Raw genomic sequence first — 18528 nt, forward strand, 5'->3', positions numbered from 1 at the left:
TTTAATGGTCATGGGTTTTTATTTTAAGTAAAAATAGAGTAAGGAGAGTAAAATGCCATATAGAGATTCATATGTTGCGCAAATACGAAAATATATTGGTCATGATTTTAAATTGGTAATGCCAACAATTGATGTTGTTATTGAGAAGTCCGGCAAATTGATGTTAATTTATAATCGTGATTTTAATGGCTGGTCATTTCCTGGTGGTTATGTAGAACCTGAGATGTCCTGGGCTGAGAATGCCAGCCGTGAAGCTCAAGAAGAATCGGGGTTGATGGTTGATCCGGATGATCTTAAGCTGATTGGATCAGTTTCTGGTGAAAATTATCGAGCTAAATATGCAAATGGGGATGAAACTCAACTTTTTACTAACGTTTTTTTTACTTCCGTTGTACAGCATGAATTAATGGAGATCGATCAAACAGAAATTGATGCTAAAAAATGGATGACCCTTGCTGAAATTGAAGAAGTCAATTTAACATTTGCTGGCCAGGCTGTTTACGATGTTTACAAAAAGTACCTAGCGACAGGTCAAACACAGATAATTACCAAAAATGACTAGTTTAATTAGATTATGTTAACTTTTTTATGCTAAAATTAATAGTATAAATTTATCAGAAATCTAGAGGGAATTTTTTATGTGGTATACCATAATTGCAATTATCGTCATTTACTTAGTTTTGACTTTTGGGCTGCGTTACTGGACGGCCTTTTCTTTGAAGCGAAAAGCAACCGTGTTGGAAAGTGAAGAATTTGAGCAACAAAGTCGAAATGGTCAAATCATTGATTTGAGAGATGCAGCTGACTTTAAAAGTAAGCATGTTTTGGGTGCACGAAATATTCCAATGCAATATTTGATGCAAAACACTTCAGCAATTCGTCGGGATAAGCCAGTGTATTTTGTTGATGCCGACAACCAAGCTGCTGGAAGAGTTGCAGGAAAGTTAAAAAAAGAAGGTTATACTGATGTTGTGGTCCTTAAAGGGGGCATGTCAAAGTATACTGGTAAAACTAAATAAAAAAATGAGAGGCTAGGACAAATCTGTCCTGGCCTCTCTATGTGTATTAGGAATAATTGTTCTATCCCCTATTTATTAACGGGCAGTATGTGAATTTCCGGCCTTGCGAGCTCCGCGAATTTCAGTAGCTTCGAATTGAGCTTCTTCTTTTTCGATGGGTTCGATTGCAATTTTATGATAAACCTTAGCGACTCCGGCTAGACTGGCAATGGTTCCAACAACTCCTGTTAACATTCCTAAACCAAATTTTTTCATAATAAACACCTCATATTCTTTTAATACTTATATTTTATCACGAAACTACTTAAGATATGTCTAAAAGCTGTGAAAGGAAACAAAATGCAAAAAATAATTGTGATTGCTGGACCCACGGCAGTCGGAAAAACAGATTTATCACTTCAACTGGCTAAAAAATTTGATGGGGAGATTATTTCTGGTGATTCGATGCAAATTTATCGACACCTTGATATAGGGACGGCTAAGGCTACAAAAGCTGAACAGGATCAAGTCCCCCATCACTTGATTGATCTATTAGAACCAACTGAAAATTTTTCAGTGGCTCAGTTTGTAAGGAAGGCGCAAGAGAATATTCATGAAATAGCAAGCCGAGGTAAAATTCCTATTATTGTAGGTGGGACTGGTTTTTATCTCCAAGCATTATTAGGGGATCGTCCTTTGGCACCAGTCGATGATGTTCAAATCGAACCGGATTTTATTACAGCTTGGGAGCAACAAGTTGCGCAATTTGGTGAAAATCCATTACGTGAAGCTTTGGCCAAGGTTGATTTAGTGAGTGCAGAGCGTATTTTACCAGGTCAAATTCGGCGTATGATTCGAGCCTTAGCGATTAGTCAAACAAAGGGACAACCATTTTCTAGCTTACAGCCGCAACCTAAAAGGCAATATGATGCTTATATCATTGGCTTAGATACTGATCGTCAAGTTTTGTATGATCGAATTAATCAGCGCGTTGATCACATGTTAACTTTAGGCTTAATGGATGAAGTTGCTATGGTTTCTGAATTACCAGATGCAGCGACGGCTAAAAAAGCAATTGGGTATAAGGAATTATTCCCTGTTTTGGATCAGTCTGAAACATTAGAACAAGGTGTGGCGGAGTTAAAACAAGCCTCAAGGCGTTATGCAAAAAGGCAATTAACGTGGTTTAGGAATCAATTTAATGATATTAATTGGTATGATTTGGTAAAAAATCCAGCCCAACTTGATGAAATTGAAACTGATATTCAGAATTTCATGGCATAAAAGCTAACATCAAATTCCTTAAATTTGACTAAAATGACTATAATATAGCTTATTGAAGGAGTAAAGGAGAATAAAAATGACACGAACACGGCAGTTAAGGCAAGATTTAGCAATTCTACCGATGGGGGTAGTTTCGCAATTAACTGGATTAAGTGCGCGACAAATCCGTTACTATGATCAGCAAAATTTAATTTATCCGGAGCGTGGATCTGGTAAACAACGTCGTTATTCGTTGAATCAGATTGAACGATTAATGGAAATTGCGGATTATTTAGATGCTGGTTATTCAATTGCTGATATTCACGCCGTTGATCAAAAGAAGCAAAAAAAAGCTGCTACTCTCGATCAAGATGCAGTTCGTCGGTCATTACAAGCCGAATTTATTCAAATTGGTCGTTTTGGAACAAGCCAAAGAGGGGATATATCATGACAAAACATAAGTATTCAAAGAATGAAATTAAAGAGATTATTGCAAAAGAAAATGTACAATTTTTGCGGCTTCAATTTACGGACGTTTTTGGAACCATTAAAAATGTCGAGGTACCAGTATCACAGGTGGATAAAGTACTGAATAATAAGATGATGTTTGATGGTTCATCTATTGATGGTTTTGTTCGAATTGAAGAGTCTGATATGTATTTGTATCCTGACCTAGATACCTTCATGATTTTTCCTTGGGCAACCGATGAAAACGGGGGTAAAGTTGCTCGTTTAATCGCAGATATTTATACAGTTGATCATCAACCTTTCGCGGGAGATCCACGTAGTAATTTGAAACGTGTCTTGAAAGATATGCAAAAACGAGGATTTAAAGAATTCAATTTGGGTACTGAGCCAGAATTTTTCTTATTTAAAATGGATGAAAATGGTGAGCCAACCATGAAATTAAATGATCATGGGGGGTATTTTGATTTGGCTCCATTGGATTTGGGTGAAAATACTCGACGTGAGATTGTTTTGGAAATGGAAAAGATGGGCTTTGAAGTTGAAGCAGCGCATCATGAAGTCGCTCCTGGACAACATGAAGTTGACTTTAAATATTCAGATGCTTTAGATGCGGCTGACAACATTCAAACTTTTAAGATTATTGTTAAAACGATTGCACGTAAACATGGTTTATATGCAACTTTCTTGCCTAAACCGGTAACAGGCATTAACGGGAATGGAATGCATGTTAATATGTCGCTTTTCAATGAAAATGGTAACATTTTTTATAATGAAAGTGATGAATTACAATTATCAGAAGAAGCTTATCAATTCATGGGCGGAATTTTGGAACATGCAGCCTCATTTACGGCTATTACAAATCCAACAGTAAACTCATATAAGCGTTTGACACCTGGTTTTGAGGCTCCTGTTTATGTAGCTTGGTCGGCTTCTAATCGTTCGCCAATGGTTCGAATTCCAGCAGCGCGTGGAAATTCAACCCGTTTAGAGTTGCGTTCAGTTGATCCGACTGCCAATCCGTACACTGCGTTTGCAGCTATTTTAACTGCTGGTTTAGATGGACTTGATCGCGAATTAACACCAAATCATGCGGTGGATCAAAATATTTATCTAATGGATGAAAACGAGCGGAAAAGGGCAGGAATTACTAATTTGCCAGATACACTATTGGCAGCATTAGATCAATTCGAAGAAGACGAAACCATGGTAGATGCTTTGGGAAAAAATATGGCTAATACTTTTGTTGCTGCTAAACGAGTTGAATATGCTTCATATCGGCAACATGTGTCACAGTGGGAAATTGATACGTATATTCAACAATATTAATGTTAGATTAAATAAAAATTTATCAAAAGTATGATTTTAACGTGACTTTTCACGCTAGGCCTTGAAAGTCCAAATAACTTTCGGGCTTTTTTAATAGTTAAAGGCAATGGATTACTGGTTAATAGAATTTTTAAGAAAGATTATAGAGTGATAAATTGGCATATCAATTCTAAAGGAACAGTGTAAAATTAAGATTATAAATCGTTAATAAAATTTTCAGGAGGTTGGTTATGGAGCAGACACCATATTTGAAAACTGAGATACTAGATGAGCGTGCTCAGTTTTCAAACGCGTTAGAAGCAAAATTGCAATATATTAGTGATGTACAGCAGGCGATCAATGAAGATAATGATCGCAAACTGTTTCAACTATTAGATAGCAAGAAATATTCAACTATTATTAAAGAACAAATTGATGTCACTGATAATCAACGTGATTTTAGAATGATTGATGATTTGATGGAAGCATTATCACATCATTTATCGCAACGATTAATTCAATACTTATCAGAAAGATTCCCTTTTTTCTATTATGAAGAAGATACACGAGGAGTATATCAACTTTATTTTGGAAATTGGTGGGATCGTCGTCATTTTGGATTGTTAGATCCGATTACGGTGACTTTTATTTTTGATGAAGACGAGTACGAAATGTTACAAAAATCAGTTGAATTAGCAACTGAAGGGCGCCGTTATCATACTGATATTATTGAGAAAACAACTAAAGCAAACGAAAAATTACAAAAGATTGTAGATAAACAAGATGAACGCGACCAGGAACGTGATCAATTTCAAAAAGAATTGGAAAAGATCGGCGAAAAGCCTGGTATGTTTGAATCACAAGAGAATAAAGCGCGCCGTGAATTTTTAAAACAACGGTTGAGTGAAATTCGCAGTATGGATGAAAAAGCTTGGGAAGTTCCCAAATTAATTGCTGAGAACAATGATTTAATCCTAAATTATTCTAAAGAAGATACCATTTTGATTTATGAGCAACGGGCAATTAATGACCAATTTGGTAACTTTGAAAACTTTAAAGTCGCTGTTAAGGATCTCTATCGTGATTACGTAAAACAATTAGATGATCGACCATTATCAACGAATGGAGGACGAATCCATGACTGATCATATTCAAGGACATTTAACAGCCTATACAGACTTACTGCAAAATGACGTTGAAAAAATTTCAAAACAATTAAAGGAAATTAATTTACTAAATACTGTGAATGATCCACATGCTATTCACAAAGGTTTGGCACAACTGGTCGGGTATCAATTAGATACTAATTGGGTTGTGGCACCACGTCAATATAAAACAACTGATTGGTATTTATTGGCTATGCATCGTTTCTTATCGTTAGCTGGAGCTACAGGATATGATCTTCTGACACCAGAGGATCGTGAAGAATTAGCAATGGTCTTTCAGCAACTTCAAGTGCCGGGAGTTTTTCAATTTGTAGAAAATCCAGGTCAAGCTGGTGGTGTCTACTTTATGGAGATGGGAACGAAACAAAAACTATTTTATTGGTCATTGGAACGTCAAGAGCTACTGTTCAATTCGCATGCATTGACAAGCTTGTTAGTTGATAATTATCTATCCAAAGATATTGCTGATAATATTAGAATTATTGCTGATCTATTAAGAACTTTCGGTCATTATTTAGAGTCAACCTTTGGGTATCATGTCGATTATAATATTTTGGAAACAGCAGATGAGTACCTATATTCCATAACTCAAAATGGAATTTCTGAAGGAATGTTGGATCGTTTGTTTGTGCTTTCAGCAGAATCAAACTATTTCATGCAGGCTATCACGAATGGGGCAGCAATGATACTAGATCGAGACGTTGAAATGCGTATCTTTTATGATCAAAATCCACAAGCTTTGGGAGACAAAGAATGGCATTTCCAAGTTTTGGATGGACAAGATAGTATCTCATGGTTAGATATTCTTCTAGATTACAACTTTATAGGTTCTTGGTATTTGAATGAACGGCATAATATTGAAATAGCCTCGAATCAAATTATTTTTGATGAAGGCACATTGACAGTAAAATCAGAAGTAGTTAATGTTGAAATTTTACAACCACGGAGTGTTTAAGAATGGAATTAGATTTTGCGACATATTTACGCTTGGCGCGGGCCATGTTTTTGACAGTCCCTGATGAATGGGAACGGCCTTTAAAGCGAGATGATTTATTATTAAATGATTATCTTAATTTGATGCAAACACTAACCAGTTTGTCATCTCAAACAGAGGCGATTAATTTTAATTTAAAAGGGACAAAGATGGTTATATCTGACCCAAGCAAAACTTTATTTGCACAAGGCCTTATCCAATTTCTATTGATCAGTTTAAAGCAACAATGGACCCATTTAATGGTATTAGAAGCTGAGGATTTAGAAAAATTAAGAAAATTCCCACAACGTAACTTAAACCATCAATATATGGGATTGATGACAATGTTACTTAATAGCTATCATCAAAAAAGGCAAAGTGATTTTGAGCATGCTTGGCATTCATATTTAAAACTAGGTTTGTTTGAATTAAACTTAGAACCAGTTGAATTAAATGAATTAGTTATGCAACAACTCAATCAGATTGACGAATAAATAAAAAAGAGGTTGGGATTAAATAATCCTAGCCTCTTTTTGTTTTAAATATATATTATTTTATTTGTTTAGTGTCAAATTTAGAACGTTTTTCTTTTGGTTGAAAAGCTTGTAAGAACACAGTACTAATAATTAAAATTGCTCCAATAAAGTCAATCCAACCAAAGTTAATATGGAAGAGGGTCACACTTAAAATGGTAGCAATTAGTGGTTCAACGGCTCCCAAGGTACTAGCAGTTGTTGGTGTAATAAGGGTCAAACTTTGTATGAAGATGAGATAAGCAAAGGCTGTTCCTAAAATAATTGAGAAAGCTAATAAACTAATGATTTTAGGTGTAAATTGAGGCACATTTTGCCAAACTGGATGTAGAAAATTAGAAAAGATTCCGGCAATTAACATGGCCCAACCAGAAATCGAAACAGCCCCAAAGTTATCAATTAACTCTTGTGGTAATAAAGTATAAAAGACGGTCGCGACAGCAGCAATCAAGCCCCAAAGGAGGGCAAGCTTTGACATAGCTAAATTCCCGATTTGACCGTGGGTAGCTAGTAAAAAGGTTCCAATTACGGCTAAGATAATTGAAATGACATCTTGTTGCCGAGGAAAACGGCGTTTCATTAATGCTAAGAAAATAACAATCATGATGGGGTTAGTGAACTGTAAGACGGTTGCCGTAGCAGCATTTCCAAAATGGATAGCCATAACATAAGCATACTGAATTGAAAACATACCCACAATTGAAAAAATTAATAACTGAATCAAACTACGGGGTGTTTTAAAAGGTGCTAAAATTTGCTTTGGTCTTCTTAAGCCAGCAAAAATAAGAATTAGGGCGCCTGCGGTTAATAATCTAAAAGTAGCAAACCATTGGGAATTAATCCCTAGTTCTAATAATACTTTGACAGCAATACTGTTTAAGCCCCAAAAGACAGGGCCGGCAATGGCAAAAATTAATCCTTTTGTTTGGTTCGACATAGTGCCTCCTAAAAAAATATGATGGTTTCATTGTAGCAGAAGTTTGAAGTTATGGTGTTTCTGCGTCAATTAATTTGTGCTATGATGGTTTTTAGTGGTTCGTAACCATCCCACGCATAAAAGCCTTACTTTGATTGTAAAGGATTTATAATAAAAAACTAGGAGTAATAAGATGAAGTTAAGAAATAAGTGGTCTGCTCGAGAAATAGCTTTGATGAGTATTGTGGCCGGACTGTATGTAGCGGTGACCTGGTTGGTAGCTCCTTTTGCTTATGGGCAAATTCAGTTACGTTTATCGGAGGGATTTAATCATTTGGCAATATTCAATAAACGCTATATTATTGCTGTTACCATTGGTGTCTTTATTGCTAATTTGACTTCACCATTAGGAATTGTGGATGTTATTTTTGGAACTTTGGGGACCCTAGTGATGACCAGCTTATCATATTGGGCAACCAAAAAAGTTGACCAAATATGGATGAAGTTGACCATAAGTATTGTCATTGACACCATTATGATGTGGTCGGTTGCTGTAGAACAATATTGGATTTTTAAACTACCTTTTTGGTTAAGCTATGGTTGGTTAGCGGCAGGTGAGCTTTGCTCATTAGTTATTGGTGCTATCTTAATTTATTTTTTACAAAAAAGAATCGATTTGTCAATTTAGAAGTAGGTGAAACAGATGATTTCTCAAGATTATCAAAACCAAATTGTGTTTATTACGGGTGGCGCTTCTGGAATTGGGCTAGCTCAAGTACAAACCTATCTGGATTTAGGAGCACGCGTATGGGTGTTGGATCGACACTTAGTTCCCATTCAGCATGATAATTTAATTACATTCCAAGTTGATTTGGGGGATGTACGGGCGGTAACGGCTTGGCTGAAAGAAACCGATTTAAGTCAAATTGATATTTTTTTAAGTACAGCAGGGGTGCTAGATGCTTTCACACCAGCATTAGATACTAATTATGAAGCGATTCAACAATTGATGGCAATTAATGTGAATGCAGCAGTGCAAATTACTTTACCGATTTTAGCCGGAATGGTTAAACGGCAGCGAGGTACTATTGTTTATATGACTTCAATTGCGGGTCAAGTGGCTGGTGGTGGTGGTGCAGCTTATACCATGTCCAAACATGCATTGGTTGGCTGGATGAAACAGTTGGCTTTGGATTATGCAGATAAAAATATTCATATTAATGGAATTGCTCCTGGGGCAGTGAATACGCCTATGAATGCGGCTGATTTCGCTGGTGATGGTGCCATGGCCAAAGAAGTTGCAGCTCAAACGCCGATACATCGGTGGTCTCAGGCTCAGGAAGTCGCTGATTTAACACTCTATTTGACTAGCCCTGAAGCACGGTATGTTCAGGGACAAGTTTTTACGATTGATGGCGGATGGACGATTAAATAAAGTAAAACGGATAATCTTTGATTGGCAACGGCTGATTGAAGGTTATTTTTGGTTATTACGTCTGATGTTCAACTTATTTTGTTTACATAATGGTAGATGCAACTAGGAGAAGTTGGCTTTGTGTTGACTAATTACAATAGGCATTATTATTAAAAAATAAAAACGACTAATTATCATTACAGATAATTAGTCGTTAATATTGTTAATTCATTAAAATGTATTAAATTATGCCCCTGGAGGGAATTGAACCCCCATCCCAGGGTTAGAACTCCTTTGCACTATCCATTATGCTACAGGGGCAAAGAACTAACTACTCTATTTTACAAAGAATTTAGTAAAAATACAATATAATTATTTGACATTTTAAAAAATGGTCGTTATGATAATACAAATTAATCAAATACGAGGTATTCAGCCAATGCGCAACTAATCAGTAATTACAAATGGAGTTATTTTTCCTTAGGGGAATATTATCTTTTTTGAGACTGATTATGGAATGTGGCTGAAAGAAGTTTTTTCAGTGTTTTTTAAACCATCAGTCTCAGTTCTACTAAGATTGGTGGTTTTTTATATGATAAAAATAAATAAAATACAAAAATTAAATGAGCAAGGAATTCTGTTCAGGTCTGAAAAATTATTAGCTCAAATGGGTGATAAAATCGGTATTGTTGGGCCGAATGGGGCTGGTAAAAGTACTCTATTAAAAATTATTTTAGGAATTGATGAGGAATATAGTGGTCAAGTTAGTGTTCAAGGTTTAATTGGTTATGTGCCACAAATGATGACTGAATTAGACGATGAAAGTGGTGGTGAGGCTGTTTGGCGCCGAATTAGAGAAGCGCTGGTTCAACGCCCTGATATTTTGATTCTGGATGAGCCAACTGCTAATTTAGACGAAGCACATCAAAATAAATTAATACAACAATTACGACGTTTCCGTGGATTGCTCTTAGTTGTATCACATGATGCTTATTTTTTACAAGAAATAACCAATCAGATTTGGTCATTTGACCAACAGATGATCACTCCGTACCATTTGAATTATGTAGATTACCAAGTACAAAAAGAACAACAATTTAATCAGGCAACCCAGGATTATAATCGAGAAAGTCGTAAGAAGAAGAAACTATTATTTGAAGCCCAAAAACAAGTTCAAGCCGGTGATCGAGTTAAGCGAAATAATAATACTTTGAAGGGAGATACCGTTCAAGCACAATTAACGGGAAACGCTAAATATTTACGGCAAAAGGCGGGTCAATTAGGCCAAGGTGAGCGACCTCAAACGGCTAAAAAATTAAAATTAAATAATGCTTTGATAGCAAGGCCTACCCAAATTTTAGCACGGTTGACTGACACTGATGTTTTTGATCCCGCAGGACAAATTTTACTTGAAAGCATTTCATTAGTGATTAAGGGGACAGATAAAATTAATTTACAGGGTCCTAATGGATCAGGTAAAACCACGTTAATTCAATCGATTCTACGTGATGCTGGCCGTCATAAAAAAACTCAGGTGGGCTATTTCGATCAAAAGATTGATCAATTGGATCCACATAAAGATATTCTGTGGAATGTAATGAAAAATTCGGTTGAATCGGTTCAAGTTGCACGTGATTTTTTAGGTGCATTTGGAATTCGTCGAGAAATGGTGGAGCGTGATGTTGCGACTTTGAGTGGGGGAGAACGGGTCCGAGTTAGTTTGGTTGCTACTTTATTGACACAGGCTAATTTGTTAGTTTTAGATGAACCGACTAACTTCTTGGATTTGCCAGCTTTAGCAGCATTGAAACAATTTTTATACGACTTTGATGGGGCGGTCTTACTAGTGTCTCATGATCAAAAATTTATGACAGATTTAGCTTGGCCAAGTTGGCAAATTAAAGGGCGTAAGTTAAATTTGATTGTAGAAAACATTTAGCATAGAATAGAATTACTAAAAACGATAGATGGGTGATAGTGATGAATAATTTAAGAACAGTACGCGAATTTTTTGATTTAAGTTTAAGCCAAGCAAGTACTGGCTTAAATTGGGATAAGGTAAAGTTAGAAGCCTTTGAATTAGCTGAAAAAATACCAAATGTTTTAGAGTGGCAACATTTAGCCGAATATTACGCTAATCTTTTTCACGTACCTGCAGTGGGTGATAATGTCGAACCAATTCATTTTCGTCTGAGCGTGGATTACTTAATGAATGTTGGAATTACTATGAATGATTTATTAGCATTTAAATGGTACTTTGAAAATACTCGACCTGAGTTAGGAACTTTCAATGTAGCCTTGTACCAGCCACAAACGGCAAAAATGGAACAAAAATTCACTAAGTTAAATGACATCTTGGAACAATTTGCAGGCTATTTATTGCTTAACTATGATGGGACAATGAATCAATTTATTAATGAACGAAATGACAACCAAATTTCTGATTGGCGTTTAATTCTTTATAAACGAGATGACTTGATTATTGATGTGACAGATCAATTAGTTTATTTTGATTATCTTGTTAATTATACGGTGATGTAATTGGTTTAAAGTGGGTTTATTTTAATGCTTAATTAAACTAATAATTACAAAAGGTTAGGACAAATGTCCTAGCCTTTTTATTATTATTTTTGGGAAAATGGTTAAATAGGTTTGGCCATTTAAATTTGAATGCGACTAAAAAATAAAATAAAGGTTAATTATAATTTGATATAAAGGGGACTCGCTTTTTCATTGCAAGACAGTTTTGAGCTTTTTTTGCTATAATAAGACAAAAGTTATTAATGAAAGGATACAAGGCGATGGAAGTCTTAGAGCGTGCGTATGCAAAACTAAATATTTGTTTGGATACGCCCTTTGTACATGCTGATGGCTTGCAAGAGTGGGACATGTTAATGGTTTCAATTGATTTAGCCGATACGGTAACAATTAAGACAACTGATTGTCATCATGATATTTTAGTTGAGTCAACATCGGGATTATTACCAGTAAATGAGAGAAATTTAGCATACCAAGCAGCTGAGTTAATGCAGAGCTTGGCAAATGTTGATGAAGGTGTGGAAATTCATATTCAGAAGCGGATCCCAATCGCAGCAGGATTAGGCGGCGGTTCTTCAGATGCTGCAGCAGTTATGCGGGCTTTAAATCGTTTGTGGAATTTAAATTTATCGGAAGCGGAATTAGCTAAGCTTGGCTTAAAAATTGACGCTGATGTGCCTTATTGTATTTATTCACGGCCTTCTCGAGTGACGGGACGGGGTGAAATTGTGGAGCCATTGAAAAAAAGAATGCCACCAATTTATTTTGTGATTGCTAAACCAGCAGTGAGTGTCTCAACGCCTAAATTATTAAGGACTGTCAAATATGATAAATTAGAGCATGGTGATATGCAGGAATTAATGAATGCAGTAGCTCAATCATCATACCCACAACTGGTGAAACGAATGTTTAATGTTTTAGAACCGGTCTCTGCACGACAGTTTCCAGAAATTATCCGAATCCGGGAGAAAATGCTCCAATTTGGTGCAGATGTGGCTCAAATGTCTGGAACGGGACCAACTGTTTTTGGAATGACTCAAAAAGCAAGTTGGGCGAAACACATTTATAATGGGCTAAAGGGATTTGTCGGTGAAACGTATATTACCGGTTTAGCAAAATAACGTAAAAACACGCTAAAAAAAGCGTGTTTTTTAGTATAGAAGGATTATAATAAATGTAATGGTATATACCACTGTGAAGAATGAAAGGGGTTTTCTATGAGTCAAGTCATAATTAATGCAAAAATTTATTCTGGAACGGGTGCTAATCCGATAGTTCCAAATGGTTTTATTCGCTTTGATGAAAAAATTAAGATGGTTGCTGCAATGAAACAATATCAAGCTGAGCCCGGTGATCAGGTGGTTGATGCCCAGGGAGCAGTAATAGTCCCCGGTTTTATTGATGTTCATACGCATGGAGCATATGGTTTTGATACGATGGATGGAGACGCCACAGAAATTGTCCATATGGTGCGCGATGAAATTACTGAAGGAATTACTTCTGTCTTCCCAACGACAATGACGCAGAGTGTTGAAAATATTGATAATTCAATGCGAGCAATCAAAATTGCTGCGGAAGAAGAACCAGCTATTCAAGGAGTTCATCTTGAAGGACCTTTTGTTAATCCTCATTATAAAGGAGCCCAACCAGAACAATATATTATTGCACCTAGTGTCGAATTAGTTCAAAAATGGAATGAATTATCAGGAAATCGAGTGCGTTTAATTACTTATGCACCCGAGAAGGCCGATGATTTAACGGTCTTTGAAAATTATCTGCATACTAATAATATTATTGGTTCTGTTGGTCATTCTGATGCTACTCGTGAATTCTTACAAAATAATTCTAAAGTGAAGCATGTAACGCATCTTTATAATGCGCAACGACCACTTAAGCACCGTGATCCAGGTGTCACAGGTCATGCATTATTGGATGAAGATATGTATGCTGAAATGATTGTTGATGGTTTCCATATTGCTCCTGATATGGTTAACTTGGCTTTTAAATTGAAGGGGTCACATCGAATTGACTTAATTACCGATTCAATGCGAGCTAAAGGATTGCAAGAAGGTATATCTGAATTAGGTGGTCAAAAAGTCTGGGTCAAAGATGGGCAAGCTCGATTAGAAGACGGCACATTAGCAGGATCAGTGTTACAATTTAAACATGCCTTTTTGAATATGATTAAATTCACCGGTGCAACGGTTGAAGAAGCTGTACGAATGGCTTCTGTTAATCAAGCAACGGAGTTTGGATTGTTAGATCGAAAAGGAACATTAGAGGTCGGGAAGGACGCCGACTTCAATTTATTTGATGGCAAATTAACTCAATTAGAGACAACTTATAGTCTCGGCCGCAAATTTACACCACAGGATGCAGTCATTAAGAAATAGGGGATTTTAAATGACAGAACCAATTTATGTTCAAATTCATGATGAGATTAAAGAAGCAATCGATGCTGGTCGCTGGTCGGCTGGTGAACGGATTCCGTCTGAAAGAGAATTATCAATACAATTTAATGTATCGCGAATGACGCTACGTCAATCAATTATGTTATTAGTTGATGAAGGTTATTTGGAGCGACGGATTGGTTCGGGAACATTTGTGGCAACTAAGCGCGTACAAGAAAATCTTGATAGTGCTTCTTCATTTACAGAAATGATGGATGCTGCTGGTAAAAAAGCATCATCGCAAGTGATTAATTATAAAGTTGGGTTACCAACAGCCCTAGAAGCTGAAAAATTAGAAATAAGCACAGATACTAGTGTTATTAGAATGGAACGAGTTCGATATGGGGATGATGAGCCGATTGCGTTTGAAGTGGCCATTGTGCCACAAAAATTATTAGTTGGGATTGATGAAGATGAGATCACAAAATCTTTATATCAAGCTTTAATTAGTAATGGTCTAATTGTAAATAAGGCGAAAAGAATTTTAACGGCAGCGGCCGTAAATGAACGAGTGGCCCGGCTCTTGGCCATGAATAGCGGCGATCCTGTTTTAGTACTAACGCAGGTTACTACTGATGACCAAGGGTCACCATTTGAATTTGTACGAACACAATACGCGGGAAATCGCTATGAAATTCAGTTATAAACGATTATTTTTCTTTACTATGAATATTTAATTTGTTACACTTGATGAAGCGTTGAAAACTGCAGCGGATTATCCATAAGCTCGTCAACAATTTATCACCCTCGTTTCAAATTGATGGCGGGGCCTCACCAGTACCTGCGCTGCAGCAGTGAAAGTTAGGATAAATTGCACGAATATGAGGTAATTCTCTAGAATTCAACCAAATAAAAAATTCTGGAGGACATTAATATGTCACGTTATACTGGTCCTAAGTACCGTATCTCACGTCGTTTGGGTGTTTCTTTATCAGGAACTGGTAAAGAAATTGCTCGCCGTAACTATGCACCTGGAGACCACGGTCAAGGGCGTCGCTCAAAGCTTTCTGATTACGGAACACAATTGCGTGAAAAGCAAAAGGTTCGTTTCACTTATGGTTTGACAGAACGTCAATTCCACAACTTGTTCAACAAGGCTGGTCAAATCCGTAACGGTGTTCACGGAACTAACTTCTTGATCTTGTTGGAGACTCGTTTGGACAATATCGTTTACCGTATGGGCTTGGCAACTACACGTCAACAAGCACGTCAATTGGTTAACCACGGTCACATCTTAGTTGATGGAAAGCGTGTTGATATTCCTTCATACGAAGTTAAGGTTGGACAAGAAATCTCAATTCGCGAAAAGTCACAAAAGAATGTCTACATCTTGGCAGCGGTTGAATCACAATTCGGTCACCTACCATTCGTAGAATTCAATAAAGAAACTTTGAAGGGTTCTTTGACACGTTTGCCAGAACGTGAAGAACTTGATGGTGACTTTAACGAAGCTCTTATCGTTGAATACTACAACAAGTTGGGATAAAAATTTGGATTTCTTTTTAAAAGAAATTTGGATTTTAATTTAACATATTTGTTGATTCAGTATTTTATGGTTTTTGGTAGTTTGTCACTAGGCAAATTGCCGTAGAGTTTAATCAATATTGATATAAAGTTAAGGAGTTATTGGATAGATTTGTCCAATAACTCCTTTTTACATGCTATCTGAGTTGGAGCTTTTAGATCTAAATTGATAGAATGGTGAAAATAAATAGTCTGAATATAAAAAAGATGGATAAGGAGAGCTTAATGAAAAAAACAATTGTTGAGTTACCGGATGAATTTGTCCAGAAGCTTCAACTTGATAATGAACAATTAGTTGAGATGCAAATTATTGATGATCAAATTATTATTGATAAAAATATTGAAAATATTCGTCAAGATAATAAAGTTGCCTTTCGATGGGTTATGGCCACTGGGGTTATTAGTGCATTGATTGCTGTGATTAATTTTATTATGCAACAAACTACTACAGTTGGTATGACAGGTGCTAATTCATTGACTCAAATTACTATTTATTTAGGTGGTGGATTTGGGACGTTTAGTTTTCTTATTATGGCCATTAAAACGCGAAATCGAGAAGGCCATTTAATTCGTTGGTATAATATTTTAATGATTACTTTAGCGTATGGCATTATAGGGGTTGTCGCATTGGCTTTGGTAATGTGGGTTATTTCATCGGCCTTTGCGGGTGCACGGCTAGATATTTATACAATGAGTTTAATTATCTGTGCCCTAGTGGGAACTATGAATTATATCATGGTTATTACGGCACAAGGTTTACGTTTCCAGCAAGCTGTCTCAGTTTTGATTGCAACTTTATTTGGCGGAATTATTATGTCGATGGCGACCAATGGTTCTGTAGGATGGTGGCAATATAATTTTAGTTACTTAGGAACGAACAGGGTTGGAAATGGCTGGATCTTTAATTTTACTTTGATCTTCTCATCGTTAATTTTATTAACCATTGTTGATTATTTGTTTAGTTCATTGGGAGCAACATTTCGTCAAAATCGTCGATTATTTATTCTGCGTTTGCTCTTTTCGATTACGGCGATTGCGGTAGGTTTAATTGGGGTTTTCCCGAATAATCCGGGATGGATGCATCACGTACATGATGGAATTGCACAATGGTTAGTGATGATGGTTTTGGTTATGATTATTGCCATTCGTTGGTTAATTCCGAATCCAAGTTGGGAATTTTTGGTGATTTCATATGTTATGGCTGGGGGATTAGCCATTTCAGATATTGTATTTAAAAAATCTGGTTATTTATCCCTAACTGCTTTTGAAATGGTAGCGTTTGGTTTTGCATTTGCATGGTTAATTTTACTTTTGCAAAATTTGCGTAATTTGAGCTATGACGATAATCCCAAGTATGTTGTGAAATTAGAAATTGCTGATTTAAAATAAAAATATTAAGTTGATATATAAATAAAAAAGAGCTCTAAACGTTGTATGTTTAGAGTTCTTTTTTATTTAATATTAAATTTAACGAGCAATGATGAATAGGAAGATTAAGAAAACTACGCCTAAGCCATACATAATTGCTGGAACTTGCTTACCACGGTGAGTTGCCCACATTGTAATAGGGTAAAGAATAAATCCAAGGGCAATTCCATCAGCGATTGAATATGTCAGGGGCATTCCAATCACGATTAGGAATGCAGGTGCCGCAATTGCAAAATCATCCCAATTAACGTCTTTAAGATTCTTAGCCATTAAGACTCCAACAACCACCAAAGCGGCTGAAGTAACTTGAGGTGTTACCACTGCCAAAAGAGGAGAGAATAACAAAGCGACAAAGAAAAGCAATCCAGTATAAACTGAAGTTAGACCAGAACGACCTCCAATAGCGATTCCGGCAGACGATTCAACGAAAGCTGAAGCTGGAGAAGTACCAGTAATGGCACCTAAAGTCATTCCTAAGGCGTCAGCACCTAAAGCTTTTCCGATCCGAGGCATCTTACCGTCTTTCATGAAGCCAGCTTGAGTTGCTAGACCGATCATTGTTCCTGCAGTATCAAAGAAAGTAACTAATAAGAATGTTAAGACTACGATTCCTAATTGAACAGTATTAATATCGCCTAAATGTTGAATTGATACACCAAGGGTTGGTGCTAATGATGGGGCAGGTGAGATTAAATGCGTTGGTAATTCAATTAATCCAAAGATCATTCCAACAATTGAAGTTAAAATCATTCCGATGAAAATTGCAGCTGAAACATTTTTAGCCATCAAAACGAAAGTTACGATAATTCCAAAAATTGCGAGTAAAGAAGTACCAGAAGTTAGATGACCTAGCGAAACCATGGTATCAGGATCAGCAACAATTAATCCAGCTTCATTCAAACCAATGAAAGCAATGAATAATCCAATTCCTGCCGCAATTGCGACTTTTAGATCTTGCGGGATTGAGTTGATGATTTTTTCTCGTACTTTAAAGAAAGTTAGTAGTAAGAAAATCAAGGCCGCTACTAAGACCCCAGCGAGGGCTGTTTCCCAAGGAATTCCCATCCCAACTACGACTGAGTATGAGAAGAAAGCATTAATTCCTAATTCAGGAGCAATCGCAATAGGGTAGTTAGCGAAAATGCCCATAAAGATAGTTGAAATTGCAGCAGTGATTCCTGTGGCAGTGAAGACAGCTCCTTTGTCCATTCCCGAAGCACTGAGCACTGTCGGATTAACAAACAAGATATATGCCATCGCCATAAATGTAGTTAGGCCGGCTATGAATTCGCGCCGATGAGTTGTTTTTAGTTCAGATAAGTGAAAATAACGCGCAATGAAGTTCATGAATGACTCTCCTAAAAATATAATAAATAAAATAAATAACAACAAAGATATATTATGCAGTTAATGTAAATAATAGTCAATAGCAAAATCCGAACTATTTAATTTTTATTTATAAAAAACAAGTCATTTTATTATTTATATTTAAAAATAAAGGAAAAAATTGCTGAAATTAGAAACATCTGCTATTATTAATCTGTAAAAGCCG

At 36.3% G+C, this 18528-nt stretch carries 20 protein-coding genes and 1 tRNA gene; 17 read left to right on the forward strand and 4 right to left on the reverse strand.

The annotated features are described in order from the left end of the window. Positions 1–52 precede the first annotated feature (52 nt). Together JC2156_RS00985 and JC2156_RS00990 are read left to right on the forward strand one after the other, a co-directional pair. The gene (locus JC2156_RS00985) at positions 53–562 is read left to right on the forward strand and encodes an NUDIX domain-containing protein (RefSeq protein ID WP_006844978.1); all 510 of its coding nucleotides are present in this window, start codon (positions 53–55) and stop codon (positions 560–562) included. A 76-nt stretch (positions 563–638) separates the two neighbouring features. Then, positions 639–1019, forward strand: a complete 381-nt coding sequence (locus JC2156_RS00990; protein WP_006844979.1) for a rhodanese-like domain-containing protein — start codon at positions 639–641, stop codon at positions 1017–1019. Between the two features lie 75 nt (positions 1020–1094). On the opposite strand, the gene JC2156_RS00995 is transcribed toward JC2156_RS00990, so the two are convergent. Further along, positions 1095–1274 carry a DUF3042 family protein gene (locus tag JC2156_RS00995; RefSeq protein WP_006844980.1) on the reverse strand — a complete coding sequence of 60 codons (180 nt, stop codon included), beginning with the start codon at positions 1272–1274 and terminating at the stop codon, positions 1095–1097. An 84-nt stretch (positions 1275–1358) separates the two neighbouring features. Between JC2156_RS00995 and miaA the strand changes: the two genes are divergently transcribed. The 6 genes from miaA to JC2156_RS01025 all read left to right on the forward strand — a co-directional run bounded on the left by miaA (position 1359) and on the right by JC2156_RS01025 (position 6667). Then, entirely contained in the window at positions 1359–2282 is a 924-nt protein-coding gene (gene miaA / locus JC2156_RS01000) for a tRNA (adenosine(37)-N6)-dimethylallyltransferase MiaA (protein ID WP_006844981.1), read from the forward strand. A 76-nt stretch (positions 2283–2358) separates the two neighbouring features. After that, a complete protein-coding gene (locus tag JC2156_RS01005; RefSeq protein ID WP_006844982.1) occupies positions 2359–2712 on the forward strand; it encodes a MerR family transcriptional regulator in 354 nt (117 codons plus the stop codon). Then, positions 2709–4055 carry a type I glutamate--ammonia ligase gene (gene glnA / locus JC2156_RS01010; protein WP_006844983.1) on the forward strand — a complete coding sequence of 449 codons (1347 nt, stop codon included), beginning with the start codon at positions 2709–2711 and terminating at the stop codon, positions 4053–4055. Before JC2156_RS01005 ends, glnA begins: the two co-directional genes overlap by 4 nt. A gap of 230 nt (positions 4056–4285) precedes the next feature. Next, a complete protein-coding gene (locus tag JC2156_RS01015; protein WP_006844984.1) occupies positions 4286–5179 on the forward strand; it encodes a hypothetical protein in 894 nt (297 codons plus the stop codon). After that, on the forward strand, positions 5172–6155 hold the full coding sequence (locus JC2156_RS01020; RefSeq protein WP_006844985.1) for a hypothetical protein: 984 nt from the start codon (positions 5172–5174) through the stop codon (positions 6153–6155). The genes JC2156_RS01015 and JC2156_RS01020 overlap by 8 nt, the downstream gene beginning before the upstream one ends. Positions 6156–6157: 2 nt before the next feature. Next, the gene (locus tag JC2156_RS01025) at positions 6158–6667 is read left to right on the forward strand and encodes a hypothetical protein (protein WP_006844986.1); all 510 of its coding nucleotides are present in this window, start codon (positions 6158–6160) and stop codon (positions 6665–6667) included. A 55-nt stretch (positions 6668–6722) separates the two neighbouring features. Here the strand turns inward: JC2156_RS01025 and JC2156_RS01030 are convergent, their stop codons facing one another. Next, entirely contained in the window at positions 6723–7643 is a 921-nt protein-coding gene (locus JC2156_RS01030) for a DMT family transporter (protein ID WP_006844987.1), read from the reverse strand. 172 nt (positions 7644–7815) lie between these two features. On the opposite strand from JC2156_RS01030, the gene JC2156_RS01035 reads away from it, so the two are divergent. Together JC2156_RS01035 and JC2156_RS01040 are read left to right on the forward strand one after the other, a co-directional pair. Continuing rightward, positions 7816–8310 carry a QueT transporter family protein gene (locus JC2156_RS01035; RefSeq protein WP_006844988.1) on the forward strand — a complete coding sequence of 165 codons (495 nt, stop codon included), beginning with the start codon at positions 7816–7818 and terminating at the stop codon, positions 8308–8310. Positions 8311–8325: 15 nt separating this feature from the next. Next, a complete protein-coding gene (locus JC2156_RS01040) occupies positions 8326–9057 on the forward strand; it encodes a 3-oxoacyl-ACP reductase (RefSeq protein ID WP_006844989.1) in 732 nt (243 codons plus the stop codon). A gap of 228 nt (positions 9058–9285) precedes the next feature. Here the strand turns inward: JC2156_RS01040 and JC2156_RS01045 are convergent. Next, positions 9286–9357, reverse strand: a tRNA-Arg gene (locus JC2156_RS01045). Positions 9358–9628: 271 nt separating this feature from the next. On the opposite strand from JC2156_RS01045, the gene JC2156_RS01050 reads away from it, so the two are divergent. From JC2156_RS01050 to JC2156_RS01080, 7 genes are all read left to right on the forward strand, one after another. Then, positions 9629–10975, forward strand: a complete 1347-nt coding sequence (locus JC2156_RS01050) for an ATP-binding cassette domain-containing protein (protein WP_006844990.1) — start codon at positions 9629–9631, stop codon at positions 10973–10975. Positions 10976–11016: 41 nt separating this feature from the next. Next, a complete protein-coding gene (locus JC2156_RS01055; protein WP_006844991.1) occupies positions 11017–11577 on the forward strand; it encodes a hypothetical protein in 561 nt (186 codons plus the stop codon). 260 nt (positions 11578–11837) lie between these two features. After that, positions 11838–12695, forward strand: a complete 858-nt coding sequence (ispE, locus tag JC2156_RS01060; protein ID WP_006844992.1) for a 4-(cytidine 5'-diphospho)-2-C-methyl-D-erythritol kinase — start codon at positions 11838–11840, stop codon at positions 12693–12695. 96 nt (positions 12696–12791) lie between these two features. Continuing rightward, entirely contained in the window at positions 12792–13967 is a 1176-nt protein-coding gene (gene nagA, locus JC2156_RS01065) for an N-acetylglucosamine-6-phosphate deacetylase (RefSeq protein ID WP_006844993.1), read from the forward strand. A 10-nt stretch (positions 13968–13977) separates the two neighbouring features. Next, positions 13978–14670 carry a GntR family transcriptional regulator gene (locus JC2156_RS01070; protein WP_006844994.1) on the forward strand — a complete coding sequence of 231 codons (693 nt, stop codon included), beginning with the start codon at positions 13978–13980 and terminating at the stop codon, positions 14668–14670. A gap of 228 nt (positions 14671–14898) precedes the next feature. Next, positions 14899–15510, forward strand: a complete 612-nt coding sequence (rpsD, locus tag JC2156_RS01075) for a 30S ribosomal protein S4 (protein WP_006844995.1) — start codon at positions 14899–14901, stop codon at positions 15508–15510. 263 nt (positions 15511–15773) lie between these two features. Continuing rightward, positions 15774–16937, forward strand: coding sequence for a DUF998 domain-containing protein (locus tag JC2156_RS01080; protein ID WP_006844996.1), 1164 nt, complete (start codon positions 15774–15776; stop codon positions 16935–16937). Positions 16938–17015: 78 nt separating this feature from the next. On the opposite strand, the gene JC2156_RS01085 is transcribed toward JC2156_RS01080, so the two are convergent. After that, positions 17016–18323: an NCS2 family permease gene (locus JC2156_RS01085; RefSeq protein WP_006844997.1), complete on the reverse strand. Its 1308-nt coding sequence runs from the start codon at positions 18321–18323 to the stop codon at positions 17016–17018. Positions 18324–18528 lie beyond the last annotated feature (205 nt).

The sequence above is a fragment of the Weissella koreensis KCTC 3621 genome, from assembly GCF_000277645.1.

Excerpts from the sequence above, each read along its gene's own strand:
- rpsD (WP_006844995.1), top strand. The coding sequence starts at position 14,899 with ATGTCACGTTATACTGGTCCTAAGTACCGTATCTCACGTCGTTTGGGT.
- miaA (WP_006844981.1), top strand. The coding sequence starts at position 1,359 with ATGCAAAAAATAATTGTGATTGCTGGACCCACGGCAGTCGGAAAAACA.
- JC2156_RS01080 (WP_006844996.1), top strand. The coding sequence starts at position 15,774 with ATGAAAAAAACAATTGTTGAGTTACCGGATGAATTTGTCCAGAAGCTT.
- JC2156_RS01005 (WP_006844982.1), top strand. The coding sequence starts at position 2,359 with ATGACACGAACACGGCAGTTAAGGCAAGATTTAGCAATTCTACCGATG.
- JC2156_RS00985 (WP_006844978.1), top strand. The coding sequence starts at position 53 with ATGCCATATAGAGATTCATATGTTGCGCAAATACGAAAATATATTGGT.
- JC2156_RS01030 (WP_006844987.1), bottom strand. The coding sequence starts at position 7,643 with ATGTCGAACCAAACAAAAGGATTAATTTTTGCCATTGCCGGCCCTGTC.
- JC2156_RS00990 (WP_006844979.1), top strand. The coding sequence starts at position 639 with ATGTGGTATACCATAATTGCAATTATCGTCATTTACTTAGTTTTGACT.
- nagA (WP_006844993.1), top strand. The coding sequence starts at position 12,792 with ATGAGTCAAGTCATAATTAATGCAAAAATTTATTCTGGAACGGGTGCT.
- glnA (WP_006844983.1), top strand. The coding sequence starts at position 2,709 with ATGACAAAACATAAGTATTCAAAGAATGAAATTAAAGAGATTATTGCA.
- JC2156_RS01015 (WP_006844984.1), top strand. The coding sequence starts at position 4,286 with ATGGAGCAGACACCATATTTGAAAACTGAGATACTAGATGAGCGTGCT.
- ispE (WP_006844992.1), top strand. The coding sequence starts at position 11,838 with ATGGAAGTCTTAGAGCGTGCGTATGCAAAACTAAATATTTGTTTGGAT.
- JC2156_RS01055 (WP_006844991.1), top strand. The coding sequence starts at position 11,017 with ATGAATAATTTAAGAACAGTACGCGAATTTTTTGATTTAAGTTTAAGC.
- JC2156_RS01020 (WP_006844985.1), top strand. The coding sequence starts at position 5,172 with ATGACTGATCATATTCAAGGACATTTAACAGCCTATACAGACTTACTG.
- JC2156_RS01035 (WP_006844988.1), top strand. The coding sequence starts at position 7,816 with ATGAAGTTAAGAAATAAGTGGTCTGCTCGAGAAATAGCTTTGATGAGT.
- JC2156_RS01025 (WP_006844986.1), top strand. The coding sequence starts at position 6,158 with ATGGAATTAGATTTTGCGACATATTTACGCTTGGCGCGGGCCATGTTT.
- JC2156_RS01040 (WP_006844989.1), top strand. The coding sequence starts at position 8,326 with ATGATTTCTCAAGATTATCAAAACCAAATTGTGTTTATTACGGGTGGC.
- JC2156_RS00995 (WP_006844980.1), bottom strand. The coding sequence starts at position 1,274 with ATGAAAAAATTTGGTTTAGGAATGTTAACAGGAGTTGTTGGAACCATT.
- JC2156_RS01085 (WP_006844997.1), bottom strand. The coding sequence starts at position 18,323 with ATGAACTTCATTGCGCGTTATTTTCACTTATCTGAACTAAAAACAACT.
- JC2156_RS01050 (WP_006844990.1), top strand. The coding sequence starts at position 9,629 with ATGATAAAAATAAATAAAATACAAAAATTAAATGAGCAAGGAATTCTG.
- JC2156_RS01070 (WP_006844994.1), top strand. The coding sequence starts at position 13,978 with ATGACAGAACCAATTTATGTTCAAATTCATGATGAGATTAAAGAAGCA.